This is a genomic window from Mycobacterium sp. DL592, assembly GCF_011694515.1.
GTDB lineage: Bacteria > Actinomycetota > Actinomycetes > Mycobacteriales > Mycobacteriaceae > Mycobacterium.
The window spans coordinates 3,398,159-3,418,270 of record NZ_CP050192.1 but is presented as its reverse complement, the minus strand read 5'-3'; the positions used below and the strand labels follow the sequence as shown (position 1 = coordinate 3,418,270).

17 protein-coding genes are annotated in these 20,112 nt (G+C 68.2%); 6 read left to right on the top strand and 11 right to left on the bottom strand.

The features are described 5' to 3' along the window. Positions 1–7 precede the first annotated feature (7 nt). Genes HBE64_RS16395 through HBE64_RS16385 form a run of 3 tightly spaced genes read right to left on the bottom strand, consistent with a single transcriptional unit; the run spans position 8 to position 2,329 of the window. Entirely contained in the window at positions 8–667 is a 660-nt protein-coding gene (locus HBE64_RS16395; RefSeq protein ID WP_167104296.1) for a M15 family metallopeptidase, read from the bottom strand. Between the two features lie 20 nt (positions 668–687). Beyond that, complete coding sequence (locus tag HBE64_RS16390; RefSeq protein ID WP_167104293.1) at positions 688–1,602, bottom strand: CPBP family intramembrane glutamic endopeptidase; 915 nt, start codon at positions 1,600–1,602, stop codon at positions 688–690. Positions 1,603–1,630: 28 nt separating this feature from the next. Then, on the bottom strand, positions 1,631–2,329 hold the full coding sequence (locus HBE64_RS16385) for a PAS and ANTAR domain-containing protein (protein ID WP_167104290.1): 699 nt from the start codon (positions 2,327–2,329) through the stop codon (positions 1,631–1,633). Between the two features lie 379 nt (positions 2,330–2,708). Between HBE64_RS16385 and HBE64_RS16380 the strand changes: the two genes are divergently transcribed. Beyond that, positions 2,709–3,176, top strand: coding sequence for a dopamine receptor D4 (locus tag HBE64_RS16380; RefSeq protein ID WP_243841344.1), 468 nt, complete (start codon positions 2,709–2,711; stop codon positions 3,174–3,176). Between the two features lie 9 nt (positions 3,177–3,185). Here the strand turns inward: HBE64_RS16380 and HBE64_RS16375 are convergent, their stop codons facing one another. Both HBE64_RS16375 and HBE64_RS16370 read right to left on the bottom strand, forming a co-directional pair. Next, positions 3,186–4,856, bottom strand: a complete 1,671-nt coding sequence (locus HBE64_RS16375; protein ID WP_243841343.1) for a SulP family inorganic anion transporter — start codon at positions 4,854–4,856, stop codon at positions 3,186–3,188. A 52-nt stretch (positions 4,857–4,908) separates the two neighbouring features. After that, complete coding sequence (locus HBE64_RS16370; protein WP_167104287.1) at positions 4,909–5,547, bottom strand: heme-binding protein; 639 nt, start codon at positions 5,545–5,547, stop codon at positions 4,909–4,911. 132 nt (positions 5,548–5,679) lie between these two features. On the opposite strand from HBE64_RS16370, the gene HBE64_RS16365 reads away from it, so the two are divergent. Then, positions 5,680–6,519 (top strand): SDR family oxidoreductase, encoded by an 840-nt coding sequence (locus HBE64_RS16365; RefSeq protein ID WP_167104284.1) that lies wholly within the window; start codon positions 5,680–5,682, stop codon positions 6,517–6,519. On the opposite strand, the gene HBE64_RS16360 is transcribed toward HBE64_RS16365, so the two are convergent. From HBE64_RS16360 to HBE64_RS16350, 3 genes are all read right to left on the bottom strand, one after another. Then, on the bottom strand, positions 6,516–7,658 hold the full coding sequence (locus tag HBE64_RS16360) for an acyl-CoA dehydrogenase family protein (protein WP_167104281.1): 1,143 nt from the start codon (positions 7,656–7,658) through the stop codon (positions 6,516–6,518). The two genes, HBE64_RS16365 and HBE64_RS16360, sit on opposite strands and share 4 nt — an antisense overlap. Beyond that, on the bottom strand, positions 7,659–8,891 hold the full coding sequence (locus HBE64_RS16355) for an acyl-CoA dehydrogenase family protein (protein WP_167104278.1): 1,233 nt from the start codon (positions 8,889–8,891) through the stop codon (positions 7,659–7,661). It abuts the gene before it with no gap. A 259-nt stretch (positions 8,892–9,150) separates the two neighbouring features. Beyond that, a complete protein-coding gene (locus HBE64_RS16350; protein ID WP_167104275.1) occupies positions 9,151–10,122 on the bottom strand; it encodes an alpha/beta hydrolase family protein in 972 nt (323 codons plus the stop codon). Between HBE64_RS16350 and HBE64_RS16345 the strand changes: the two genes are divergently transcribed. Continuing rightward, positions 10,121–10,831: a nucleoside/nucleotide kinase family protein gene (locus HBE64_RS16345; RefSeq protein WP_167104272.1), complete on the top strand. Its 711-nt coding sequence runs from the start codon at positions 10,121–10,123 to the stop codon at positions 10,829–10,831. The genes HBE64_RS16350 and HBE64_RS16345 overlap by 2 nt on opposite strands. A 103-nt stretch (positions 10,832–10,934) precedes the next feature. Here the strand turns inward: HBE64_RS16345 and HBE64_RS16340 are convergent, their stop codons facing one another. Beyond that, on the bottom strand, positions 10,935–12,323 hold the full coding sequence (locus tag HBE64_RS16340; RefSeq protein ID WP_167104269.1) for an MFS transporter: 1,389 nt from the start codon (positions 12,321–12,323) through the stop codon (positions 10,935–10,937). Between the two features lie 131 nt (positions 12,324–12,454). Between HBE64_RS16340 and HBE64_RS16335 the strand changes: the two genes are divergently transcribed. Beyond that, the gene (locus tag HBE64_RS16335; RefSeq protein WP_167104266.1) at positions 12,455–13,729 is read left to right on the top strand and encodes an ATP-binding protein; all 1,275 of its coding nucleotides are present in this window, start codon (positions 12,455–12,457) and stop codon (positions 13,727–13,729) included. Here HBE64_RS16335 and HBE64_RS16330 read toward each other — a convergent pair. Both HBE64_RS16330 and HBE64_RS16325 read right to left on the bottom strand, forming a co-directional pair. After that, positions 13,726–15,264, bottom strand: a complete 1,539-nt coding sequence (locus HBE64_RS16330) for an ATP-dependent DNA ligase (RefSeq protein WP_167104264.1) — start codon at positions 15,262–15,264, stop codon at positions 13,726–13,728. The genes HBE64_RS16335 and HBE64_RS16330 overlap by 4 nt on opposite strands. 98 nt (positions 15,265–15,362) lie before the next feature. After that, positions 15,363–16,904, bottom strand: a complete 1,542-nt coding sequence (locus tag HBE64_RS16325; protein ID WP_167104262.1) for a molybdopterin-dependent oxidoreductase — start codon at positions 16,902–16,904, stop codon at positions 15,363–15,365. Between the two features lie 143 nt (positions 16,905–17,047). On the opposite strand from HBE64_RS16325, the gene HBE64_RS16320 reads away from it, so the two are divergent. Both HBE64_RS16320 and HBE64_RS16315 read left to right on the top strand, forming a co-directional pair. Further along, the gene (locus HBE64_RS16320) at positions 17,048–17,815 is read left to right on the top strand and encodes an SDR family NAD(P)-dependent oxidoreductase (protein WP_167104259.1); all 768 of its coding nucleotides are present in this window, start codon (positions 17,048–17,050) and stop codon (positions 17,813–17,815) included. A 77-nt stretch (positions 17,816–17,892) separates the two neighbouring features. Then, the gene (locus tag HBE64_RS16315; RefSeq protein ID WP_167104256.1) at positions 17,893–20,067 is read left to right on the top strand and encodes an acyl-CoA dehydrogenase; all 2,175 of its coding nucleotides are present in this window, start codon (positions 17,893–17,895) and stop codon (positions 20,065–20,067) included. Positions 20,068–20,112: the final 45 nt, after the last annotated feature.

Below are 20,112 nucleotides of genomic sequence, written 5' to 3'. Positions count from 1 at the left end.
GCCGCGCTCAGTCGACGGGCACGTCCAGGATCGGCCGTTGCACACCGGCGCCGGGACCGTCGAAATGCCACCACTCGCCGGAGTACGGCGCCAGCCCACCGGCTGCCATCGCCGAGCGCAACTGCGCCCGGTTCGCCTGCGCCTGCGCGCTGACCCCGTCGGTGGCATAGGCCATCGCGCGCGGGGAGAAGTCGTCGAATCCGGTGCCCATGTCCACCAGCCGGCCCTGCTGCGCCAGCGTCACGTCCACCGACCGGCCGGCCTCGTGGCTGCGCGCATACGGTCCGGGCCTGGCCACCCATGCCGGGTTGGACACCACGTCGAACATCCGGACCTGGACGTCGTGCGGGCGGTAGCAGTCCCAGAACACCAGAACCTCGCCCTGGGCCCGCAGTGCCTCGGCGGCCGCCGCCAGGCCGGGCGCCATCGACTCGTGCACCAGGCACCGGGCATCTGCGGGGTAGAGCTGCACGCCGGTGAAGTTGTCCGCCCTGGCGTAGCGCATATCGACGATCGCGTCGGGAACCACGGTGCGGACGTCGACGAAACCGGCCGCCGCGGCCTGCGGGCTCACCGGCGGCACCCCGCCGTCGGGGCCGGCCGCCGCCGTCGGCGCCAAGACCAATGCGACGGTCAGGCCGGCGAGCACTCCCTGCAATGCGGGCATGTCTGCATTGTGCCTGTCGGTCAGCGCCCGGCGTCCCCGAGGTCGAGCCGCTCGGCCTCCGCGCGATAACGCGGGTAGCCGAGCCGGCGCCGGGTGACCAGCACCAGCGCCAGCGTTGTCACGACACACAGGATCAGCACCCCGAACTGTCCGCTGAATTGGGCGACATCCGAGGAGATCACCCCCTTGTCTGCCAGCCGCAGCAGATAGGTGGCGGTGCCGTCGACCGAGCCGTGCAGCAGGATCGCCAGCAGCAGACTGGCCTTGGTGTTGTTGAACAGCCAGGTGAAGACGAAGCTGATGCTGGTGGTGAACACCACGAAAATGCCAACGCCCACAACACCATTGACCGCACCACCGGCAAACCACGACGGGGCGTAGAGGAAGAAGTGCCACCCGCTCCACAGCAGCCCGAGCAGCAGCGTCGCCCGCACCGGACCGAACCTGTGCTGCATCCGCGGCAGGGCGAACCCGCGCCAGCCGGATTCCTCGAACAGCGGACCGAAGACGAAGTGCGCCAGATAGGAGCTCGGGTAGAGCGCCAGCGCCGACGGGGTCAGGGCCCGCAGGGCCTCTGGGCTGACCAGGGCCGCGGTGATCAGCAGCTGGCCGACGGGGATGAGCAGCATCGCCACCAGATACCAGGCCGGGCCCACCCGCCAGCACCTCAGTCGCTGGACGAGTCGGTGCACGCCGGCCCGGCCCTGGGTGACCGCGGTCATGAAGAACGCTGTTCCGGTGACACCCACGGCGACGGCGGGCAGCGCATACCAGGACGGTGTGTGGGTGGTCTCGGAGAACGCGGGCACGCCGGTGATCACCAGCGGCGCCCAGAGCAGCCAGGTCACCGCGTAGGACAGGACGAAGAACGACAGCAGCGGTCGGGCACGAAGGATCCGGGCGATGCGCGCGCTCAGCGCGGGGTCGTCGGGCACCACGGGAGCATAAGTGCCCGGCGGCCGCTCAGTACGGTTGCGGCTCGGCTGAGCTTCCGATGCGACGGTCCGCAGTCAGCAGCAGGTTGTCGTAGGCGGATCGGGGTGCGGGCTTTCCGCTCTGGGTGAGGCTGACGAAGTCGGTGACCACCTGCTCGGCAAGCACCCGCAGCTTGATATTGGCTTCCTGGGAGCGCCACCGCAGCAGGTCGAACGCCGCGTCGGCCTCGATGCCGTAGATGATCATCAGCATGCCCTTGGCCTGTTCGATGGCCGCCCGGTTTTCGGCGATCTCGGCGATCGCCTCGGTCAGGCGCCGCTGCTGGTGATGTTCGGCGGGGCTGACGTCGACGTAGAAGCCGTGCGTGCCGACGACCACGCCATCGTCGTCGAGCAGCTTGTCGGCCACCACGATGACGTGGTGAATGCGGCCTTCCGTGTCGAGAATCCGGTGCCGGGTGCTGAACGCCTGATGATGCCTGCGGACCTCGTCGAGGGTGTTCGCGACGGCCTGGTAGTCGTCCGGATGTTTGTGCGACAACACCAGCTCGGTGGTGGGGGAGACAGTGCCCGGCTGGTAGCCGTGCATCAACTGAACCTCAGGGGACCATTCCCAGCGCTCGTCGGCGAAGTAGAACCGAAACCAACCGACCTGCTCAGGCCGGCCGCCGGACTCGTCGCCGGCGAGGGCACCCCCGGTCAATACGTCATCATCCGGAACCTGCATCGATACCCCTGCCCGAATCGCCTTCTGTTCGCTACTAGTCATAACGACCGCATCAGCTGGGAAAGTTTCGAGACTTCAGGCGCGCCAGAACCCCGATATCCCAGGTTCTGCGGGCAACGAATCTTTACACCCGGGTACGCCCCGTTTCAAGCCGATTTGGTGTTCGTGCTGGTCAGGGGGAGTCGAGACGGTGCTGCGGGGCGCCGTCGGCTCCAGGCCGCGGGGCGTTGACACCGAGGCGGGCGGGACTGGTGAAACCGAGGTGACGCAAGTGGCTGATGTAACAAAATGGAGGTGGTATCTGAATCACCGGTATAGGGCGCTCACCGGCCGAGATGACCGGTTTTCGCCGTCCGGAACGACCGCGGAGGAGATGACGGTGGCGATCACCATGAATACGACCGTCCACAGCTGGGCGCCAGTGCGCCGAGCCTGCCTCGGGGTCGCAGCGCTGGGCGCGGGGTTGGCAGTCCTGAGCGCACCTACTGCCCTTGCCGATCCGGCCGAACCGGCGCCCGCCCCGGTCGTTCCCGTCGACGCCACCACGCAGGCCGTGTCGGCCGAGCCGACCCAGCTCGCCGACGGTGTGCCGCACCTGCCCAGCCCGGGCAACCTGCCGCCGGGCACCACCGACACCCCGCCCCAGACCCGCAACATGGGCTACCTGCGCGAGATCTGGCACGCCATCCAGACACAGGACGTGACGATGGGCGACGCGCTTCTCCTGCTCGCTCAGCGCCCGATGACCGCCAGCGCCGGACCCGGCCAGTCGTCGGCGCCGTCCGGGCCGATCGGTTCCTCGGCCGCGGCACCCGTGGACGCCGCACCGGCGGCACCGACACCGTAGGCCGGCCAGTCAGTGCCGCTTGGCGACCTCGAGGGCGAGATCGGGGTCGGGCTGGTAACGCTCGTCGGCGAGCACCTCGTGCCACCACTGGGTGCGCGCGACGGTCTGCAACGCGCGTTCGGGCAGTCCGGTGAACATCAAACGCACACCCGCGCCGGACAATTCGAGGTCGAGGTCCACCAGGATGTGCAGGACCGTCGACTCCAGGACGGTCTGACGCACCAGGTCGAGCACGACCACAGTCGGTGTCGTCTCGGCGTTCAGCGCGGCATTGCGGATGACGGCGATGTTCGGACGCACATTGGCGGCGTAGAGCGGCACCAGGCAGCGCAGCACCAACGGATCTGCGGGCGCCAGCGTCGCGTTCTCCGGCTGCTCCACCCACGCCCCGTTGTCGGCTCGCAACAGCTGGACGACGTGGGGGCTGTTGACGACGTGCAGCACGATCAGCAGGGTCACCGCCACGGCGACGGCAACGGCGACGATGAGCCCGAATGACAGCCCGAGTGCGGCAACAGCGATGGCGCCCAAGCACTCTCGTGGATTAAGCCGGTAGAGCCGGCGCAACGCCGCGATGTCGACCAGCCGCGAGACGGCGACGACCACCACCGCACCGAGCACCGCCTGGGGCAGCCGGTCGAGAATCGGGGCGACCACGAGTGCGACCAGCACGGCCAGCGCCGCCATCACCAGCCCGCTGATCTGGCTGCGCGCGCCGGAGCGCAGGTTCACCGCGGTCTGGGCGAAGCCGCCGGCGGGAGGCAGCGAATGGAAGAACGAACTGGCCACCGATGCCAGCCCCAGCGCCAGCAGTTCGCGGTCGGGCTCGACCGGCGGCTCGCCGGTACGGCGCGAGGTCCGCGCCACCGCGATGGACTCCAGGAACGCCATCACCGCGATCGCCAGCGCCCCGGGCAGCAGCGGGACGATGTGATGGTCGAGGTGCGGCAGCTCCGGAACAGGCAGCCCCGCGGGCACCGGCGGGATCAGCGCCACACCGCGATCGGGCAGGGCGAACACGGCGCTCACCACGATCCCGGCGACGATGACGACCAGCGGCCCGGGCACCCTCGGGGCGAGTTTGGCCAGCGTCAGCAACACCACGATGCACACCACCGAGATGACCACGGTCACCAGGCTGGACTCGCGAATCTGCGACAGCGCCGCCCAGGCGACGCGGAAGAACCCGGTGTTGTTCGGATGCGGCGGAACGCCCAGCAACCGCGGCAACTGCGCGGCCGCGACCGTCAGGCCGACTGCGATCTTGATGCCGATCAGCGTCATGTCGTTGATGTTGTCGACCAGCATGCCAAGCCGAAACAGCCTGGCAATCAACAAGAACCCGCCGACGAGGATGGTCAGCGTCACCAAGTCGCCACGCTGGTCGGTGGAGCCGATCAGGATCCCGCCGGCGAGCATGGTCGAGGCGGTCAGGCTGGACACCGTCGAGGTGGTGCTGATGCTGACGGCGCGGGCGCCACCGATGAACGCGTACACCATCACCGGGAAGATGCAGGTGTACAACCCCATCTGGACCGGCATGTTGGCGACGGTGGCGTAGGCCATCGCCAGCGGAATCACCACCGCGCCGGTACTGAGGCCCGCCATGATGTCGCTGCGCAGCCATGTCGCGTGGTACGGCCGAATCGCCGGGGCCAGCCAGGGTGCGGGTGTGGGCACGCCGGAATTGTGCCACCGTGCCACCGGGACGTCGCGGACTACCGCGGCGTGGTTAATTCACGGTGTCGGCGAGTTTAACGAGAACCTCGTTGCGGCGCAGGAACGGAACCGTCCACGGGGGATCGTAGAACCACGCCTGCGGTTCGCTGATCGCCTCGATCTTGTTGCGGCTCAACGTGTCCAACAATTTCTCGGCATGCGCGGCGACACCCTTGGACCCGTAGGGCCCGTTGTAGCGCAGCACGGCCACCGTCTCGCCGGGCACCTCCACCAGACGAACACGTTCGTCCTTCGGGGTCGGCAGCGTGTCCATCGTGTACTTCGACGGCATGAAGAACTGGATGACCCAGTCGCCGGTCGAGTCGCGCTGGGAGGCGACCGGGGCTGTCATCGCGATCTTCTCGCTCTGCTGCTGGGCGACCGGGGCTGTCATCGCGATCTTGTCCTTGCCTGAGTTGGCGCCGAAGATGTAGCGGGCCAGGCGTCGGAAACCCTCGCTGCGGCTGGCCTCCTCGTTGGCCGACTCGACGGTGGTCTCGGCGGCGATCCGCGGGCCGTACCGGCGGATCTGCACCCCGTCGATCTCTCGCTCCACGGTGTAGTCCGGCTCCTCGGTGCCGCTTCGGATCCCCACTATCGACCCGCCGGCCTCGGCGATCTGTGTGACCGCACCGACAATCTTGTTCAGCATGACCACCCTCCTTCTGTCCACCAGTCAAGCCCTTTGCAGGCGATCTGTCAGGCGCTCGCCAATGACAGTTTCCTAACGCCGGACGACCGCCCCCCAGTTCCGCTGAGCGACCGCTCAGATAACCTCCTGGGCATGAACACGGTCTCGATCATCACTGGGGGCGCGGGTGGCATGGGTCTGGCCACGGCGAAGATCCTCGGTCATGACCACCACGTGGTGCTGTGCGACGTCAGGGGTGAACGCCTTGAGCAGGCGGCGGCCACGCTGAGCGATCTCGGCATCACGGCAACCACGGTCAACGCCGATGTCACCGACCGCCACGCCGTCACGCGCCTCTTCGAGACCGCGACGGCACTCGGGCCGCTCGCCTCGGTCGTCCATACCGCCGGCGTCAGTCCCAGCATGGGCGACGCCGACTACATCGTCAGCACCAACGCGATCGGCACCGTTGAAGTCAACGAGGCCTTCTTCGCCTCGGCTCCGGAAGGCGCCGCCATCGTCAACGTGGCGTCGATGGCCTCGCACATGCTGCCCGACGAGATCGTCCCCACCCAGCACTTCGACCTCGCCCTGACCGACGAGACGCAGTTCCTCGAGGAGATGCTGACGGCCTGCAACCTGGCTGGTGAGCAGATGCGCTCCGGGCTGGCCTACAGCCTCAGCAAGTATTTCGTGCGGTGGTACAGCACCGCGCAGGCCGAGCGGTTCAACGGCCGCGGGCTGCGCATCGTGTCGGTGTCACCGGGGTCGGTCGACACCGAAATGGGCCGGCTGGAAGAGAAGGCCGGCGCTGGGGCAATGGTCGCCGACTTCGCGGTGCCCCGCTGGGGCAAAGCCGAGGAGATGGCCGAGTTGTTCGCCTTCTGCGTCAGCGACCGAGCCGCCTATCTCACCGGGACCGACATCCTCAACGACGGCGGAGTGATCGCCTCCATGCGGGAACGCAACCGCAAGGCAGCCCAAAACGGTTAGGGCCGAGACAGTTTGGCGTAGCGGGTGCGGTGGTGGTCGGTGGATCCGAACTCGTACTGCACCGCGGTCAGCCGTTTGAAGTAGTGGCCGATCGCCAATTCCTCGGTCATGCCCATGCCGCCGTGCAACTGAACGGCGTTCTGGCCGATGAACCGCGCCGCGCGCCCGACGGTCACCTTGGCCGCCGACACGGCCTTGGCCCGCGCGTGCGCTTCGGCACCGAGGTTGAGCACGGCGAGATACACCGCGGACACCGCCTGTTCGAGTTCCATGTACATGTCCACCATGCGGTGCTGCAGCACCTGGAAGCTGCCGATCGGCTGGCCGAATTGCTGACGTTGCTTGCTGTAATCGACGGTGTCGGCGAGCACCTTGCGCATCGCGCCGACCGCCTCCGCGCACACCGCGGCCGCGCCTTCGTCGCGGGCCTGAGCGAGCGACGGCCATACGTCGTCGTCGAGCAACGCATCCACCGGCAGTCGGAGCCCGTCGAAATCGAGGTCGGCGGCCCGCCGGTCGTCGATGGTGTGGTAGCTGTGCAACGTCATCCCGTGCGGCGGTGCGGCGGGGTCGAACTCGATCAGGAACAGTGAAATCCCTTGCGCTTCTCCGGATTGGCCCGAGGTCCGCGCGGTGATCAGCAGATGGGTGGCGATCGGTGCGCCGACGACAACCGCCTTGCCGCCGGTAAGCACCCAGTCGGCGCCGTCGCGGACGGCGGTGGTGGACACACTGGCCCAACGGTCCCCGGAGTCCGGCTCCGCGGCGGCTACGGCGACGATCGCACTACCCTCGGCGATCCGTTCGAGCACCGCGGCGGCGGCCGGTCCGTCGGCGCGCTGCAGCAGGCCGGCCGCCACGACGGCGGTCTCGACGAACGGCTCGATCACCAGTGCTCGGCCCAATTCCTCTGCGATGACCATGATCTCGATAGGTCCACCGCCGATCCCACCTGCCGACTCGGGCAGCGTGGCACCCAGAATGCCGAGTTCCTCGGCGAAGCCGCGCCAGATGTCGGGCTGCCAGCCGAGGCCGACCTTGGCAGCAGTGCGGCTCTTCTCCAGCTCGTAGCGGGTGGCCAGGAACTTGCCGAGGCCGTCGCGCAGCAACTCTTGTTCTTTGCTCAGATTGAAGTCCATCTACAGCCCCAACGTCGCTTTGGCCAGGATGTTGCGTTGAATCTCGTTGGAGCCGGCGTAAATCGAGCCGGCCCGGTCGTTGAAGTAGCGCAGTGCGGCGACGGCTTGCCACGGCTGGCCGCTGATGTAGCCGTCGCGGGGCGGCTCGAAGTCTTCGACCGGCCCGCCGGGACGGGTGGCGTGCGGCTGATACGCCCGCCCGCGCGGCCCGGCCGCCTCGAGCGCCAGTTCGGTGATCGCCTGGGACAGCTCGGTGGACAGGACCTTGAGCATCGAGGACGCCGCGCCGGGGTTCTTGCCCTCGGCAACCGTTGCCAGCACCCGGTATTCGAGGATCTCGAGAACCTCGGTGCGGATGCGGATGTCGGCGAGTTTCGCGGCGAAGGCGGCGTCATCGATCAGCGGACCGCCTGACGGGCCGGTCTGAGTTTCGGCTTCGGCAGCGACCGACTCGGCCATCACCTGCAGGGCCGGCGCGGTGGCGCCACCGCCGCGCTCGAACTCCAGCAGGTACTTGGCAACCGTCCAGCCGTCGTCGATCTGGCCGAGCACATTGGACTTGGGCACCCGGACCCCGTCGAAAAAGATCTGGTTCTGCACCTTCTCACCGGAGGTCATCACCAGCGGCCGGATCTCGATGCCAGGGCTGGTCATGTCGATGAGAACGAACGTGATGCCCTGTTGCTTCTTGGCCGACCGCGACGTGCGCACCAACGCGAAGATCCAATTCGCCTCTCCGGCATGCGTTGTCCAGATCTTGCTGCCGGTGCAGACGAGGTCGTCTCCGTCGTCGACGGCCGCCATCGACAGCGCGGCGAGATCCGAGCCGGCCTCCGGCTCGGAGTAACCCTGGCAGAAGAACACCTCCCCGGTCAGAATGCGCGGCAGGAAGTAGTCCTTCTGCTCGGGGGTGCCGAAGGCGATGATGGCGTGGGCGACCATCCGGATGCCCATGGGCGACAGCGATGGAGCGCCGGCCAGGGTCGATTCGCGGCTGAAGATGTAATGCTGGGTCAGAGACCAGTCGCAGCCGCCGTACGCAGGCGGCCAGGCCGGGGCGGCCCAGCCGCGTTCGTGCAGGATCGCCTGCCAGGCCATGCTGGCGTCGTGGTCGGCGTAGACGCTGGTCATCAGTCGGCCGGCCTGGCGCAGATCGGGTGTGAGTTTCTCGTCGAGGAACGCGCGCACCTCATCGCGGAACCGCAGATCCTCGGCTGACCAGGACAGATCCATCCACGACCCCTTATCTGCACACCACCGTTATCAAACGACGGTAAACCGTGTCCGATTTTTCCGCCCAACCGGGTTTGGTTGGCCGCCGCGGGGGGAACTAGTGAGGTCGGCCCGTGGGGTGCGGACACAACGTGACACTGAGAGGCCCGGTCCCTGAACAAGGGACCGGGCCTTTCGTCATATGCGGGCCGCGCCGAGTGGCCAGATGTGACACGCCAACCGTCGAATCGCGTGCCCTAAGTGGCCACTCGGCGCGACGTCAGGCGGTCGGCGCCACGCCGAGCACCCGCTGGATGTCGGGCTTCATCGCCTGCAACTGCCCACCCCAGTAGCCCCAGCTGTGGGTGCCGTTGGGCGGGAAATTGAAGACGCCGTTGCGCCCACCCGCGGCCTGGTAGCGGTTCTGGAACTCCTGGTTGGTCCGGATGGTCAGACCTTCGAGCAGCTGCGCGGGAATCTGGGCATTACCCAGTCCGGCGTCCAGGTCGGTCGGGTTGCCGTTACCGCTGTACACCCAGATCCGCGTCCCATTGCCGACCAGTTGGCTGATGTGCAGCATCGGGTCGTTGCGCTGCCAGGCCCCGCCGCCGTAAGCCCCCCACATGTCGAGGGCGTTGAACCCGCCCGCATCGGCCATGGCCACCGAGACCAGGATCGGCCACGGGCTGGCCGAAAGGTTCAGGAAGCCGGACAGCGACGATGCGTACACGAACTGGCCCGGGTGGTAGGCCGCCAGGATCAGCGCGGCGCTGCCCGACATCGACAGCCCGACCACGGCGTTGCCGCTGGGGCTGACGTCCTTGTTGGCCGACAGCCAGGCCGGAAGTTCGGAGGTCAGAAACGTCTCCCACTTGTACGTCTGGGTGGTGCCGTTCCCGGTGGCCGGCCGATACCAGTCGGAGTAGAAGCTCGACATCCCGCCCACCGGCATGACCACCGACAGCCCGGAGTCGTTGAACCAGGAGAACGCGCCGGTGTTGATGTCCCAGCCGTTGCGGTCGTCCTGGGCGCGCAGGCCGTCGAGCAGATAGACCGCCTTGGCTCCGCCGCCCTGGAATTGGACGGTGATGTTGCGGCCCATCGATGGGGAGGGGACGCTGAGGAATTCGACCTCGGCAGCCCTGGCCGTCGGTGGCGGGGCGGTGAGGTTGCCCAACATCAGCAATGCGGCCGAGGCGATGATGGCCGCCTGAATGATCCCCCGACTGCGTATGGTCCGAAATGGATTCATGAAGTGTCCTGCTCTGCGGTCGTCATCCCCGACCTACCCGACCTATCGAAAGCGGTTCGCCATCAGTTACGCCGACGACACTTTTCTGGACGATCTGGTCACAGACGTCACAGTGGTGCTCGACGCCGGACCGGGGCGGGTCGTCGTCGGCATCACCGGGCCCCCGGGGGCGGGCAAGTCGACGGCGGCGCAGGCCCTGATGGCCCAGTTCGCCGGGGCGGCCTATCTGCCGATGGACGGGTTCCATCTGTCCAATGCGGTTCTGGACCGGCTGAGCCGCCGCGGGCGCAAAGGTGCACCCGACACTTTCGATGCCGCGGGCTATGTGGCGCTGCTGCGGCGGGTGCGTTCGGAGTACGCGGTGGGCGATGTCTACGTGCCTGCGTTCAGCCGCGAGCTCGACGAGGCGGTGGCGGCCGGGCACGTCGTCGCGCGCGATTCGCGGCTGGTGGTCACCGAAGGCAATTACCTGGGGGTGCCCGACGGGGACTGGGCTGCGGTCCGCGGCCTGCTCGACCGGTTGTACTACCTGGACTGCCCGGCGCCCGTTCGGCGGCGGCGGTTGGTGGCCCGCCACATCGACGGTGGCCGCACACCGCAGGCGGCCGCGGCGTGGGCCGACGACGTCGACGAAGCCAACGCCCGGCTGATCGCGACGACACAGCCGTTGTGCGACATGGTGATTGCCGGCGGAAGCGGGCGCGGTTGAGCCGGATCCGATCGCGACAGTAACGCCACGGCGGAATCCGGGGTCGGTAATTCGCCGTGGCGTTACTGTCGGTGCGCTCAGTTCGCAGGCGAGGCCGATCCGATCAGCCGGGGTGGACGCTGTCGCCGAGGTGATCGCCGATCGAGTTCGAATCCAGCGAGGCGTCCTTGGTTTCACGCATCGCCAGCAGCGCGACGAACGTGAGAGCCGCGGCCACCATCAGGTAGACGCCCACCCAGCCGACGCCGTAGCTGGTGGCCAGCCAGGTCGCGATGAACGGCGCCACCGCGGCACCCAGGATGCTGGCCACGTTGTAGGCGATACCTGAACCGGTGTAGCGCACATTGGTCGGGAACAGCTCCGGCAGTACAGCACTCATCGGTCCGAAGGTCAGGCCCATCAGCGTCATGCCGATCACCAGGAACTGCAGCATCGCCCCGTCTGAGGCCCGCCCGGGCGCCAGTAGGAATCCGAAGAAGGCTCCGTAGACCATGATCGCCGCGGTGATGACCAGCAGGGTGCGGCGCCGTCCGAAGATGTCGGCGAGCCGGCCCGCCACCGGAATCAGCGCGGCGAAGAACAGCACCGAAATCAATTGCAGACGAAGGAATTCGACGTATCCGAAGCCCAGGCCGGTGCCGTCCGGTGGCCGCTTGCCGGTGCCGTAGCTCAGCGCCCAGGTGGTCACGATGTAGAACAGGGTGTAGGTCGCCAGCATCACGAACGTGCCGATGATCAGTTGGCGCCAACTCGTGCGGAACAGTTCGGTCAGCGGCGTCTTGACCCGTTCACCGCGCTCGAGCGCCCGCTGGAACACCGGCGTCTCGGTCAACCGCAGCCGCACGTAGAGCCCGACCGCGACCATCACCGCGCTGAGCAAGAACGGGATGCGCCATCCCCACGTCATGAACGCGCCCTGCGGATCGGGTTTGGCGGTGCCGTTGCCCAGCCAGGTGATCAGCGCCAGGAACAATCCGTTGGCCAACAGGAATCCGAAGGGTGCCCCCAGTTGCGGCCACATCGCCGCCCAGCCCCGCCTGCCCGGTTTGGCGGTCTCGGTGGCGAGCAGGGCGGCGCCGCTCCACTCGCCGCCCAGCGCCAGGCCCTGGCTGAATCGCATCACCGCCAGCAGCGCCGGAGCGACCAGACCCACCTCGGGGTAGGTGGGCAGCAGCCCGATGATGAACGTGGCGATGCCCATGGTCAGCAGGGAGCCGACCAGGGTTGCCTTTCGCCCGACCCGATCGCCGAAGTGGCCGAACAGGATTGAGCCCACCGGCCGGGCCACGAACGCCAAGCCGAAGGTGGCCAGCGAGGCCAGCAGTGCGGTGGTCGGGTTGCCCTTCGGGAAGAACAGCTGGGGGAACACCAGGACCGCCGCGGTGGCATAGGCGTAGAAGTCGTAGAACTCGATGGTGGTGCCCACCATCGACGCGACCACGATTCGGCTGCGCGGGACGCCGTCTACCAAGTCGGCTTCGGTGGTGCTCATCGACTCGCTTTCTGCTCGGGAGGTGCAAATCATCGCATCCACGTCACAACCACACCCGAAAACCACCGATCGGGGGATGCCGCCGCCCGTCGGCCGGTGCACGATTCCCCCGACACCGAAGGAGGTGGACGATGCCGCCGTGGCGTTTGCGCGACTATCACGACGAGGACCTCGATCAAGCCATTCAGGTCTGGGATCAGAGCCGTACCCTCGGTTCGGGTGAGCCGGTGTTCACCGTGGCCGAGGTGATGGCGGCCGCCCGCAGCGGTCAGCCCGCTGTGGTGGCCGAGGTCGGCGACGAGGTCGTCGGCATGGCGGTGGCGCAGACCCAGGGCGAGCGGGCCTGGATCCTGTTGGTCGCGCTCGGTTCCCGCTGGCGGCACCGCGGTATCGGCAGCGCATTGCTCGGTGACCTAGAGCGCCGGCTGCGATCACAAGGCGTTCGCCGGATCTGTGCGGTGATGCCCGATGGGGCGACCGGTGCGGCGGCCTTGGAGAACTCCGGCTATGTGCGACGCGATGGGCTGGTCTACTTCGAGATGGTCGAGCACCTGGGCCTGGATCAGGCCAATCTGCTCGACGAACTCGGCGGCCAGCTGCTGCCGCCCGGCCTGCTCGGGGAGATGGCCGGTATGGAGCAGGAGAAGCAGATCATCGAGCGCCGCATCGTCGACCCGCTCGCCCATCCCGACGTCGCCGAACGCTACGGGGTGCAGCCGCCGAAGGCGGTGATCCTGTTCGGGCCGCCCGGAACCGGCAAGACCAGCTTCGCCAAGGCGATCTCCTCGCGGCTGGGCTGGCCGTTCGTCGAACTGTTCCCGTCGCGGCTGGCCAGCGGACCCGGCGGGCTGGCGGCCTCGCTGCGGGAGGCCTTCGCCGAGCTGGCCGAACTCGACGAGCTCGTGCTGTTCATCGACGAGGTCGAGGAGATCGCGACGGCACGCTCGGGGGCCTCGACGGCCGAACTCGGGGTGACCAACGAGCTGCTGAAACTCATTCCGGCGTTCCGCCAGAAGGACAGCAGGCTGCTGGTGTGCGCCACCAATGCCGTGCACTCGCTGGACTCGGCGTTCCTGCGGCCGGGGCGCTTCGACTACGTCATCCCGGTCGGCCCGCCGGACCAGCCCGCGCGCCGCGCGGTGTGGCAGCGTTATCTGGGCAAGGCCTGCGCCGAAGTCGACGTCGACCGGCTGGTCGCGGCCTCGGAGTTCTTCACCCCGGCCGACATCGAGTTCGCCGCTCGCAAGGGATCGCAGGCCGCGTTCGAACGCGAGATGCGCCATGGCCGTGGCGAGCCCGCGGGCACGCCGGACTACCTCGACGCCATCGGGGAGATCCGGCCGACGCTGACCGCGGAGATGCTGGCCGAATTCGAGCGCGGCAAAGCCGAATTCGCCCGCGTTTAGGCGCCGCGCTCGTAGAAGGCCCGCACGGTGTCGATGGTGTCGGCCTCGGCCGGGCTCTTGTCGTCGCGGTAGCGCAGCACGCGGGCGAAGCGCAGCGCCATCCCGCCGGGGTAGCGGCTGGAGCCCTGCACACCGTCGAATGCGATCTCGACGACCTGCTCGGGGCGGACCTGCACCACGTAGTGGTCCAGCGGGCTGGTGGCCAGCTCGGTGAACCGCGCGGTCTGCCACTCCAGCATCGCGTCGGTCATGCCCTTGAAGGTTTTGCCCAGCATGACGAAGCCGTCATTGACCGGATCGCGCGCGCCGAGGTGGATGTTGGACAGCTTGCCCGTGCGGCGGCCCGAACCCCATTCGACGGCCAGCACCACCAAGTCCAAGGTGTGCACCGGTTTGACCTTCAGCCAGCCGGCGCCCCGCCTGCCTGCCTCGTAGGGCCCGGCCGGCGACTTGGCCATCACGCCCTCGTGCCCGGCTGCCAGGGTGGCGTCCAGAAACTGTTGCGCTGCAACAGGATCGGCGGTGACGAGGCGGTCGACCCGCTGGCGGGCGGGCACGATCTGCTCCAGCGCGGCGATGCGCCGGTGGGTCGGTTGGTCGAGCAGGTCGACGCCGTCGAGGTGCAAGATGTCGAAGAAGAACACCGAAAGTGGTTGAGCCGCTTGGGCGGCTGCGATGTCGACGCTCCTGCCGAACCGGGATGCGGTGACCTGGAAGCGGTGCGGGCGGTTGTCGGGCCGCAGGGCGATGGCCTCCCCGTCTGCGATGAGGTCGCTGACCGGAAGACCGCGGGCGGCCGCGACCACCTCTGGAAGCCGGGCGGTGACATCGTCGAGGCTTCGGGTGTACACCGTGACGTCCTGACCGCTGCGGTGGATCTGCACCCGCGCCCCGTCGAGCTTGGCCTCGAAAACAGCTTCGCCGCCGAGGCGTTCGAGTGCCTCGGCGACTCCTGCCGCGGTCTGGGCCAGCATCGGCCCAACGGGTCTGCCGACGCTCAGGGTGAACTCGTCGAGGGCCTGCACACCGCCGGTGAGTGCCGCAGCCGCGACGGCGGGCAGCTCACCTCCGAGCATGGCCGCGCGGCGCACCGCAGCTGCCGGGAGGCCACCGGCCTTGGCGACGGCGTCGGCCATCACCCCACCGAGGGCGCCCTGGCGCAGTTCACCGGACAGCAGCCGGTGCAGGAACAGCTGCTCGTCGGCGGTCGCAGCGCCGAACAGCTCGCCGAGCAGGCCGGTACGCCGGGTTTGCGAGCCTTTGCCCGCCACCGCGCCGATCTCGCTGAACGTGGCGTCGACCTCGCTAACGGTCAGCGCCGGGACGTCGGCAGGGGAGGGCAGCGAACGCAGGGCGGCCCAGCCGACACCGATCTGGCGCTGCGGCAGTTCGCCGGACAGCCAGGACACCACGATCGCGATCAGGCGGGGGTCCGTCGTCGCGCCGAGCAGGTCGACGATCCGGGCGACCTTCGCCAGCCGCGATGACGTCGCCGTCACATCGGCTGAGGCCGCCGCAACATCGCCGAGCAACATGCCTCCAGAGTGGCATGGCCGACTGACATCACCGAGATTGAACGGACGCAGACACACTGCGAGTGCGCCTCTGCGTCACGTCAATCTCGGCGCAAGGACTAGGTGACGTCGAAGCGCACCGAGTGCCAGCCGGTCGCCCCGTCGGGTGCCGGTAGAGCCTGGTCCTGGGTCTGTACTGCGCCGGTATTGTCGGTGGCACGCACCGTGACGGTGTGCGCACCGGGTTGAGTGGCGGTCCACGGGAAGCTCCACAGTCGCCAGGCGTCGTTGGAGTAGGACGCCCCCAACTGGGCCGGCTGCCACGGTCCGTCGTCGATCTGGACCTCGACGGCTTTCACGCCGCGGTTCTGGGCCCAGGCGACCCCGCCGAAGGTGACCGGTCCCTGGGCGACTTTCTGCCCGTCGCGGGGGACGTCGATGCGTGACTCGGTTTTGATCGGGCCGCGCTCGGACCAGCCCAGCTTGGTCCAGTAGGCCTGCGCCCGGTCGAAGCGGGTCAGCTCCAGGTCCGTGACCCATTTGGTGGCCGAGACGTATCCGTACAACCCGGGAACCACCAGCCGCGCCGGGTAGCCGTGCTCGACGGGCAGCGGTGCGCCGTTCATCCCGATCGCGAGCATCGAATCGCGCCCATCGGTGAGCGCCTCGACCGGGGTGCCCGCGGTGAAGCCGTCGACGGAGGTGGACAGCACCATGTCGGCATCGGAATGAATTCCGGCCGCGCTCAACAGGTCCCGCACGCGGTAGCCGGTCCAGGTGGCATTGGAGATCAGGTCACCGCCGACCGGGTTCGACACGCACGCCAGCGTCACGACCTTCTCGATCGGAGTGAACTTCTGCAGATCCTCGAAGGTGTAGGTGATCTCGCGGTCGACCATGCCGTGGATCCGCAGCCGCCAGTCGGCGCGGGAGAGCTGCGGGACACTCAGCGCGGTGTCGATGCGATAGAAGTCGGCGTTGCTGGTGATGAAGCTCGGCAGCTGCACGCCGGCCGGCTGCACAGTTGCGGGTACCGGCGGGGCCGGTGGCGTCACGGTGGGCAACGCGAAGCTGTCCCGGTCGCCGGACACCGAACGCAGCCCCCGGCTGATCGCCGCGCCGGCCACCCCGCTGAGCAGCCCGAGCCCGGCGAGACCGAACGTCACCAGCGACAGTCGTCGGCCCGGGTCGACGCCGGCGGCCTGCGTCGAGGCGGTTTCGCGGCCATCGGTGATCCGCCCGGAGGTCAACCAGCGCAGCACGGCGATGCCCGCCGCCGCCCCGACGAGGGTCGGGATGATGTCGGTGACGTGGGCACCGGGCCGGGACAGGACTGCGGCACTTCCGGCGACGGCGCCCGCCAGGATCGCCAGCGTGCCCGTCGGCACCCGGGAGCGCTCCCAGATTGCGCTGACGGCGGCCAGTGCCGCGATCACCACGAGCACCATGACTGACAGGAACAACTTGTCGGCGGTGCCGAAGGTCTGGATCGCCCATTCCTTGACCGGACCCGGCGTCAGGTTGATGACGGCCGTCCCGACCGCGGTGCGGGCGTCGGCTGCGGGGGAGAACAGCACCGCCAGCAACTGCGCCACGCCGACGGCCACCGCAGCCGCGGCGATACCGGCGCCCATCCGCAGACCAACGCTGGTTCGGGCCATGTCGCCAACGTACCGCTGACCTACCGCCGAGGGGGTGACCCACGTTCATTACCGATCGGTGACGAGCGGTAACGTCCTTACCGATTTGGAACTGAAAGCTGCACGGTAAGGGCCGAGGCGGCACCGACAACAGGAGGAATCGGATGGAGATCTCGGGCAAGAAGGTGATCGTCGTAGGCGGCGCCTCGGGCTTCGGGCGGGCAAGTGCCGAGCTGCTGGCCTCGCGCGGCGCCAGCGTGGCGATCCTGGACCGCGAGGGCACCGACGGACCCGAGGTCGCGGCTGCCATCGGCGGCCCGTTCTTCGCTGTCGACGTCACCGACTTCGAGGGCACCGAGAAGGTGCTCGCCGACGCCGTCGACGCACTCGGTGGCCTGCACGTCATCCTGACCACGGCCGGCGGCGGCATCGGGGAGAAGACCCTGGGCAAGAACGGCCCGCACGCGCTGGAGACCTTCCGCAGCACGATCGACCTGAACCTGATCGCCAGCTTCAACATCAGCCGGCTGGCCGCTGCCCACATCGCCAAGAACGAGCCCGAGGACGAGGAGACCGGCGAGCGCGGCGTCATCATCAACACTGCGTCCATCGCGGCGTTCGAGGGACAGATCGGCCAGGTGGCCTACACCGCAGCCAAGGCCGGTATCGCCGGGATGTCGCTGACGATGGCCCGCGACCTGGGCAGTGTGGGAATCCGCGCGCTGGCCATCGCGCCCAGCCTGTTCGCCACCGGCCTGACCAAGGGCATCCCCGATGAGTTCGCCAAGGCGCTGACCAAGGACGCGGCTTTCCCCAAGCGGCTGGGCAAGCCCGAGGAGTTCGCCAAGCTGGTCGCGGCGATCGTCGAGAACCCGATGCTCAACGGGCAGTGCATCCGCCTGGACGCCGGGCAGCGTTTCGCCCCCAAGTGAGAGCCGGGTTCCGGAAGCGACTGACGGCGGTTGTGGTAAGGCATTAGGAGAACTGGCGCAGCCTCGAGAGGACACTGATGGGTATCGCACTGACCGACGATCACCGTGAACTCGGGGAGGTGGCGCGCTCCTTTCTGACCGCGCAGAAGGCGCGCTGGGCGGCGCGAGAGCTCCTCGACTCAGATGACGAGGCCCGGCCGGCGTTCTGGGCCGAGCTGGCCGAACTCGGCTGGCTCGGCCTGCACGTCGACGAGCAGTACGGCGGCTCGGGATACGGACTGCCCGAACTCGTCGTCGTCGTTGACGAACTCGGCCGCGCTGTGGCGCCGGGGCCGTTCGTCCCGACCGTCGTCGCCTCGGCCGTCATCTCGGCAGCCGGCACCGACGAACAGAAGGCCCGGCTGCTGCCCGGCCTGATCGACGGAACGGTCACCGCCGCAATCGGTTTGGGTGGTGACGTCGCACTCTCGGGCGAGACGGCAACCGGTGACGCCGGTGTTGTTCTGGGTGCCGGCCTGGCCGATCTGCTGCTTCTGGTGGCCGGTGAGGATGTGGTGCTCGTCGACCGGCACGCGAGCGGGGTGACGGTCGAGGTGCCCGGAAACCTCGACCGCACCCGCCGCTCGGGCCGGGTGTCGCTGACTGAGGTCTCCGTAGGCGACAACATCCTGATCGAAGGGCGCTCGGCCGCGGTCGCCTACGCGCGCACCCTGTTCGCGGCTGAGGCAGCCGGTGGGGCATCGGACTGCGTGGACACCGCGGTCGAATACGCCAAGGTGCGTGAACAGTTCGGCCGCACCATCGCCACCTTTCAGGCGGTCAAGCACCACTGCGCCAACATGGTGGTGGCCGCCGAGTCCACGGTCGCCGTGGTGTGGGATGCCGCCCGCGCGGCGGGAGAGTCCGCCGAGGAAGGGCAGTCCCAGTTCGAGCTGATCGCCGCTGCCGCAGCGACATTGGCCTTCGGCGCCTATGTCCGCAACGCCGAGCTCAACATTCAGGTGCACGGCGGTATCGGCTTCACCTGGGAGCACGACGCGCATCTGCACCTGCGCCGTGCCCTGACCCTGCAGGCGCTGCTGGGTGGAGACGGACCGTCGACCGACGTTTTCAATCTGACTGCGTTGGGGGTGAGCCGGTCCAACAGCCTCGACCTGCCCGCCGACGCCGATGCGCTGCGCGAGCAGATCCGTTCGGATGCTGCCGAACTCGCCAAGCTCGACGACAAGGCTCAGGTCGACGAGCTGATCGCCACGGGCTACATCATGCCGCACTGGCCCAAGCCGTGGGGTCGCGCCGCAGGTGCCATCGAGCAGCTTCTGATCGAGGAGGAGTTCGCCTCAGCGGGTATCACGCGTCCCGACTACGGCATCACCGGCTGGGTCATCCTGACGCTGGTCCAGCACGGAACACCTTCGCAGATCGAACGATTCGTGGAGAAGGCGCTGCGCAAGGACGAGATCTGGTGCCAGTTATTCTCCGAACCGTCGGCCGGCTCGGATGCGGCGGCGGTCAAGACCCGCGCCACCCGGGTCGACGGCGGTTGGAAGATCACCGGCCAGAAGGTGTGGACCAGCGGCGCGCACTATTGCAAGCGCGGACTGGCCACGGTGCGCACCGACTTCGATGCCCCCAAGCACCAGGGCATCACGATGGTGATCCTGGACATGGAGGCACCGGGTGTCGAGGTTCGGCCACTGCGGCAGATCACCGGCGGCTCGGAGTTCAACGAGGTGTTCTTCACCGACGTGTTCGTCCCGGACGATGACGTGGTCGGTGAACCCAACGCCGGGTGGACCGTCGCGCGGGCAACCCTCGGCAACGAGCGGGTCAGTATCGGTGGCGGCGCCGGCGGCATCGCACCCGCCTCCGCCTGGCTGGTGGACCTGGCCAAGCGCAACGGCGACCATGTCATCGGCGCCAAGCAGCGGGTCGGCCGGTTCCTCGCCGAGGACCACGCGCTGCGGCTGTTGAACCTGCGCCGCGTCGTCCGCAGTATCGAGGGTGCCGGCCCCGGCCCCGAGGGCAACATCACCAAACTCAAACTCGCCGAGCACTTTCAGGAGCAGGGTGCCATCGCGGCATCGCTGCTGGGCCCCGAACTGGTGCTCGAGGGTGGCGAGGGTGAGCTGGCAGCCCGTGCGGCGATGGGCGCCCGCGGAATGGCGATCGCCGGTGGCACCTCGGAGGTCACCCGCAATCAGATCGCCGAACGAATTCTGGGCATGCCGCGCGATCCGTTGATCAAGTAAACACTCAGCAACGCTCAGCGGAACTCGGACGTACGGCTTTTGCCG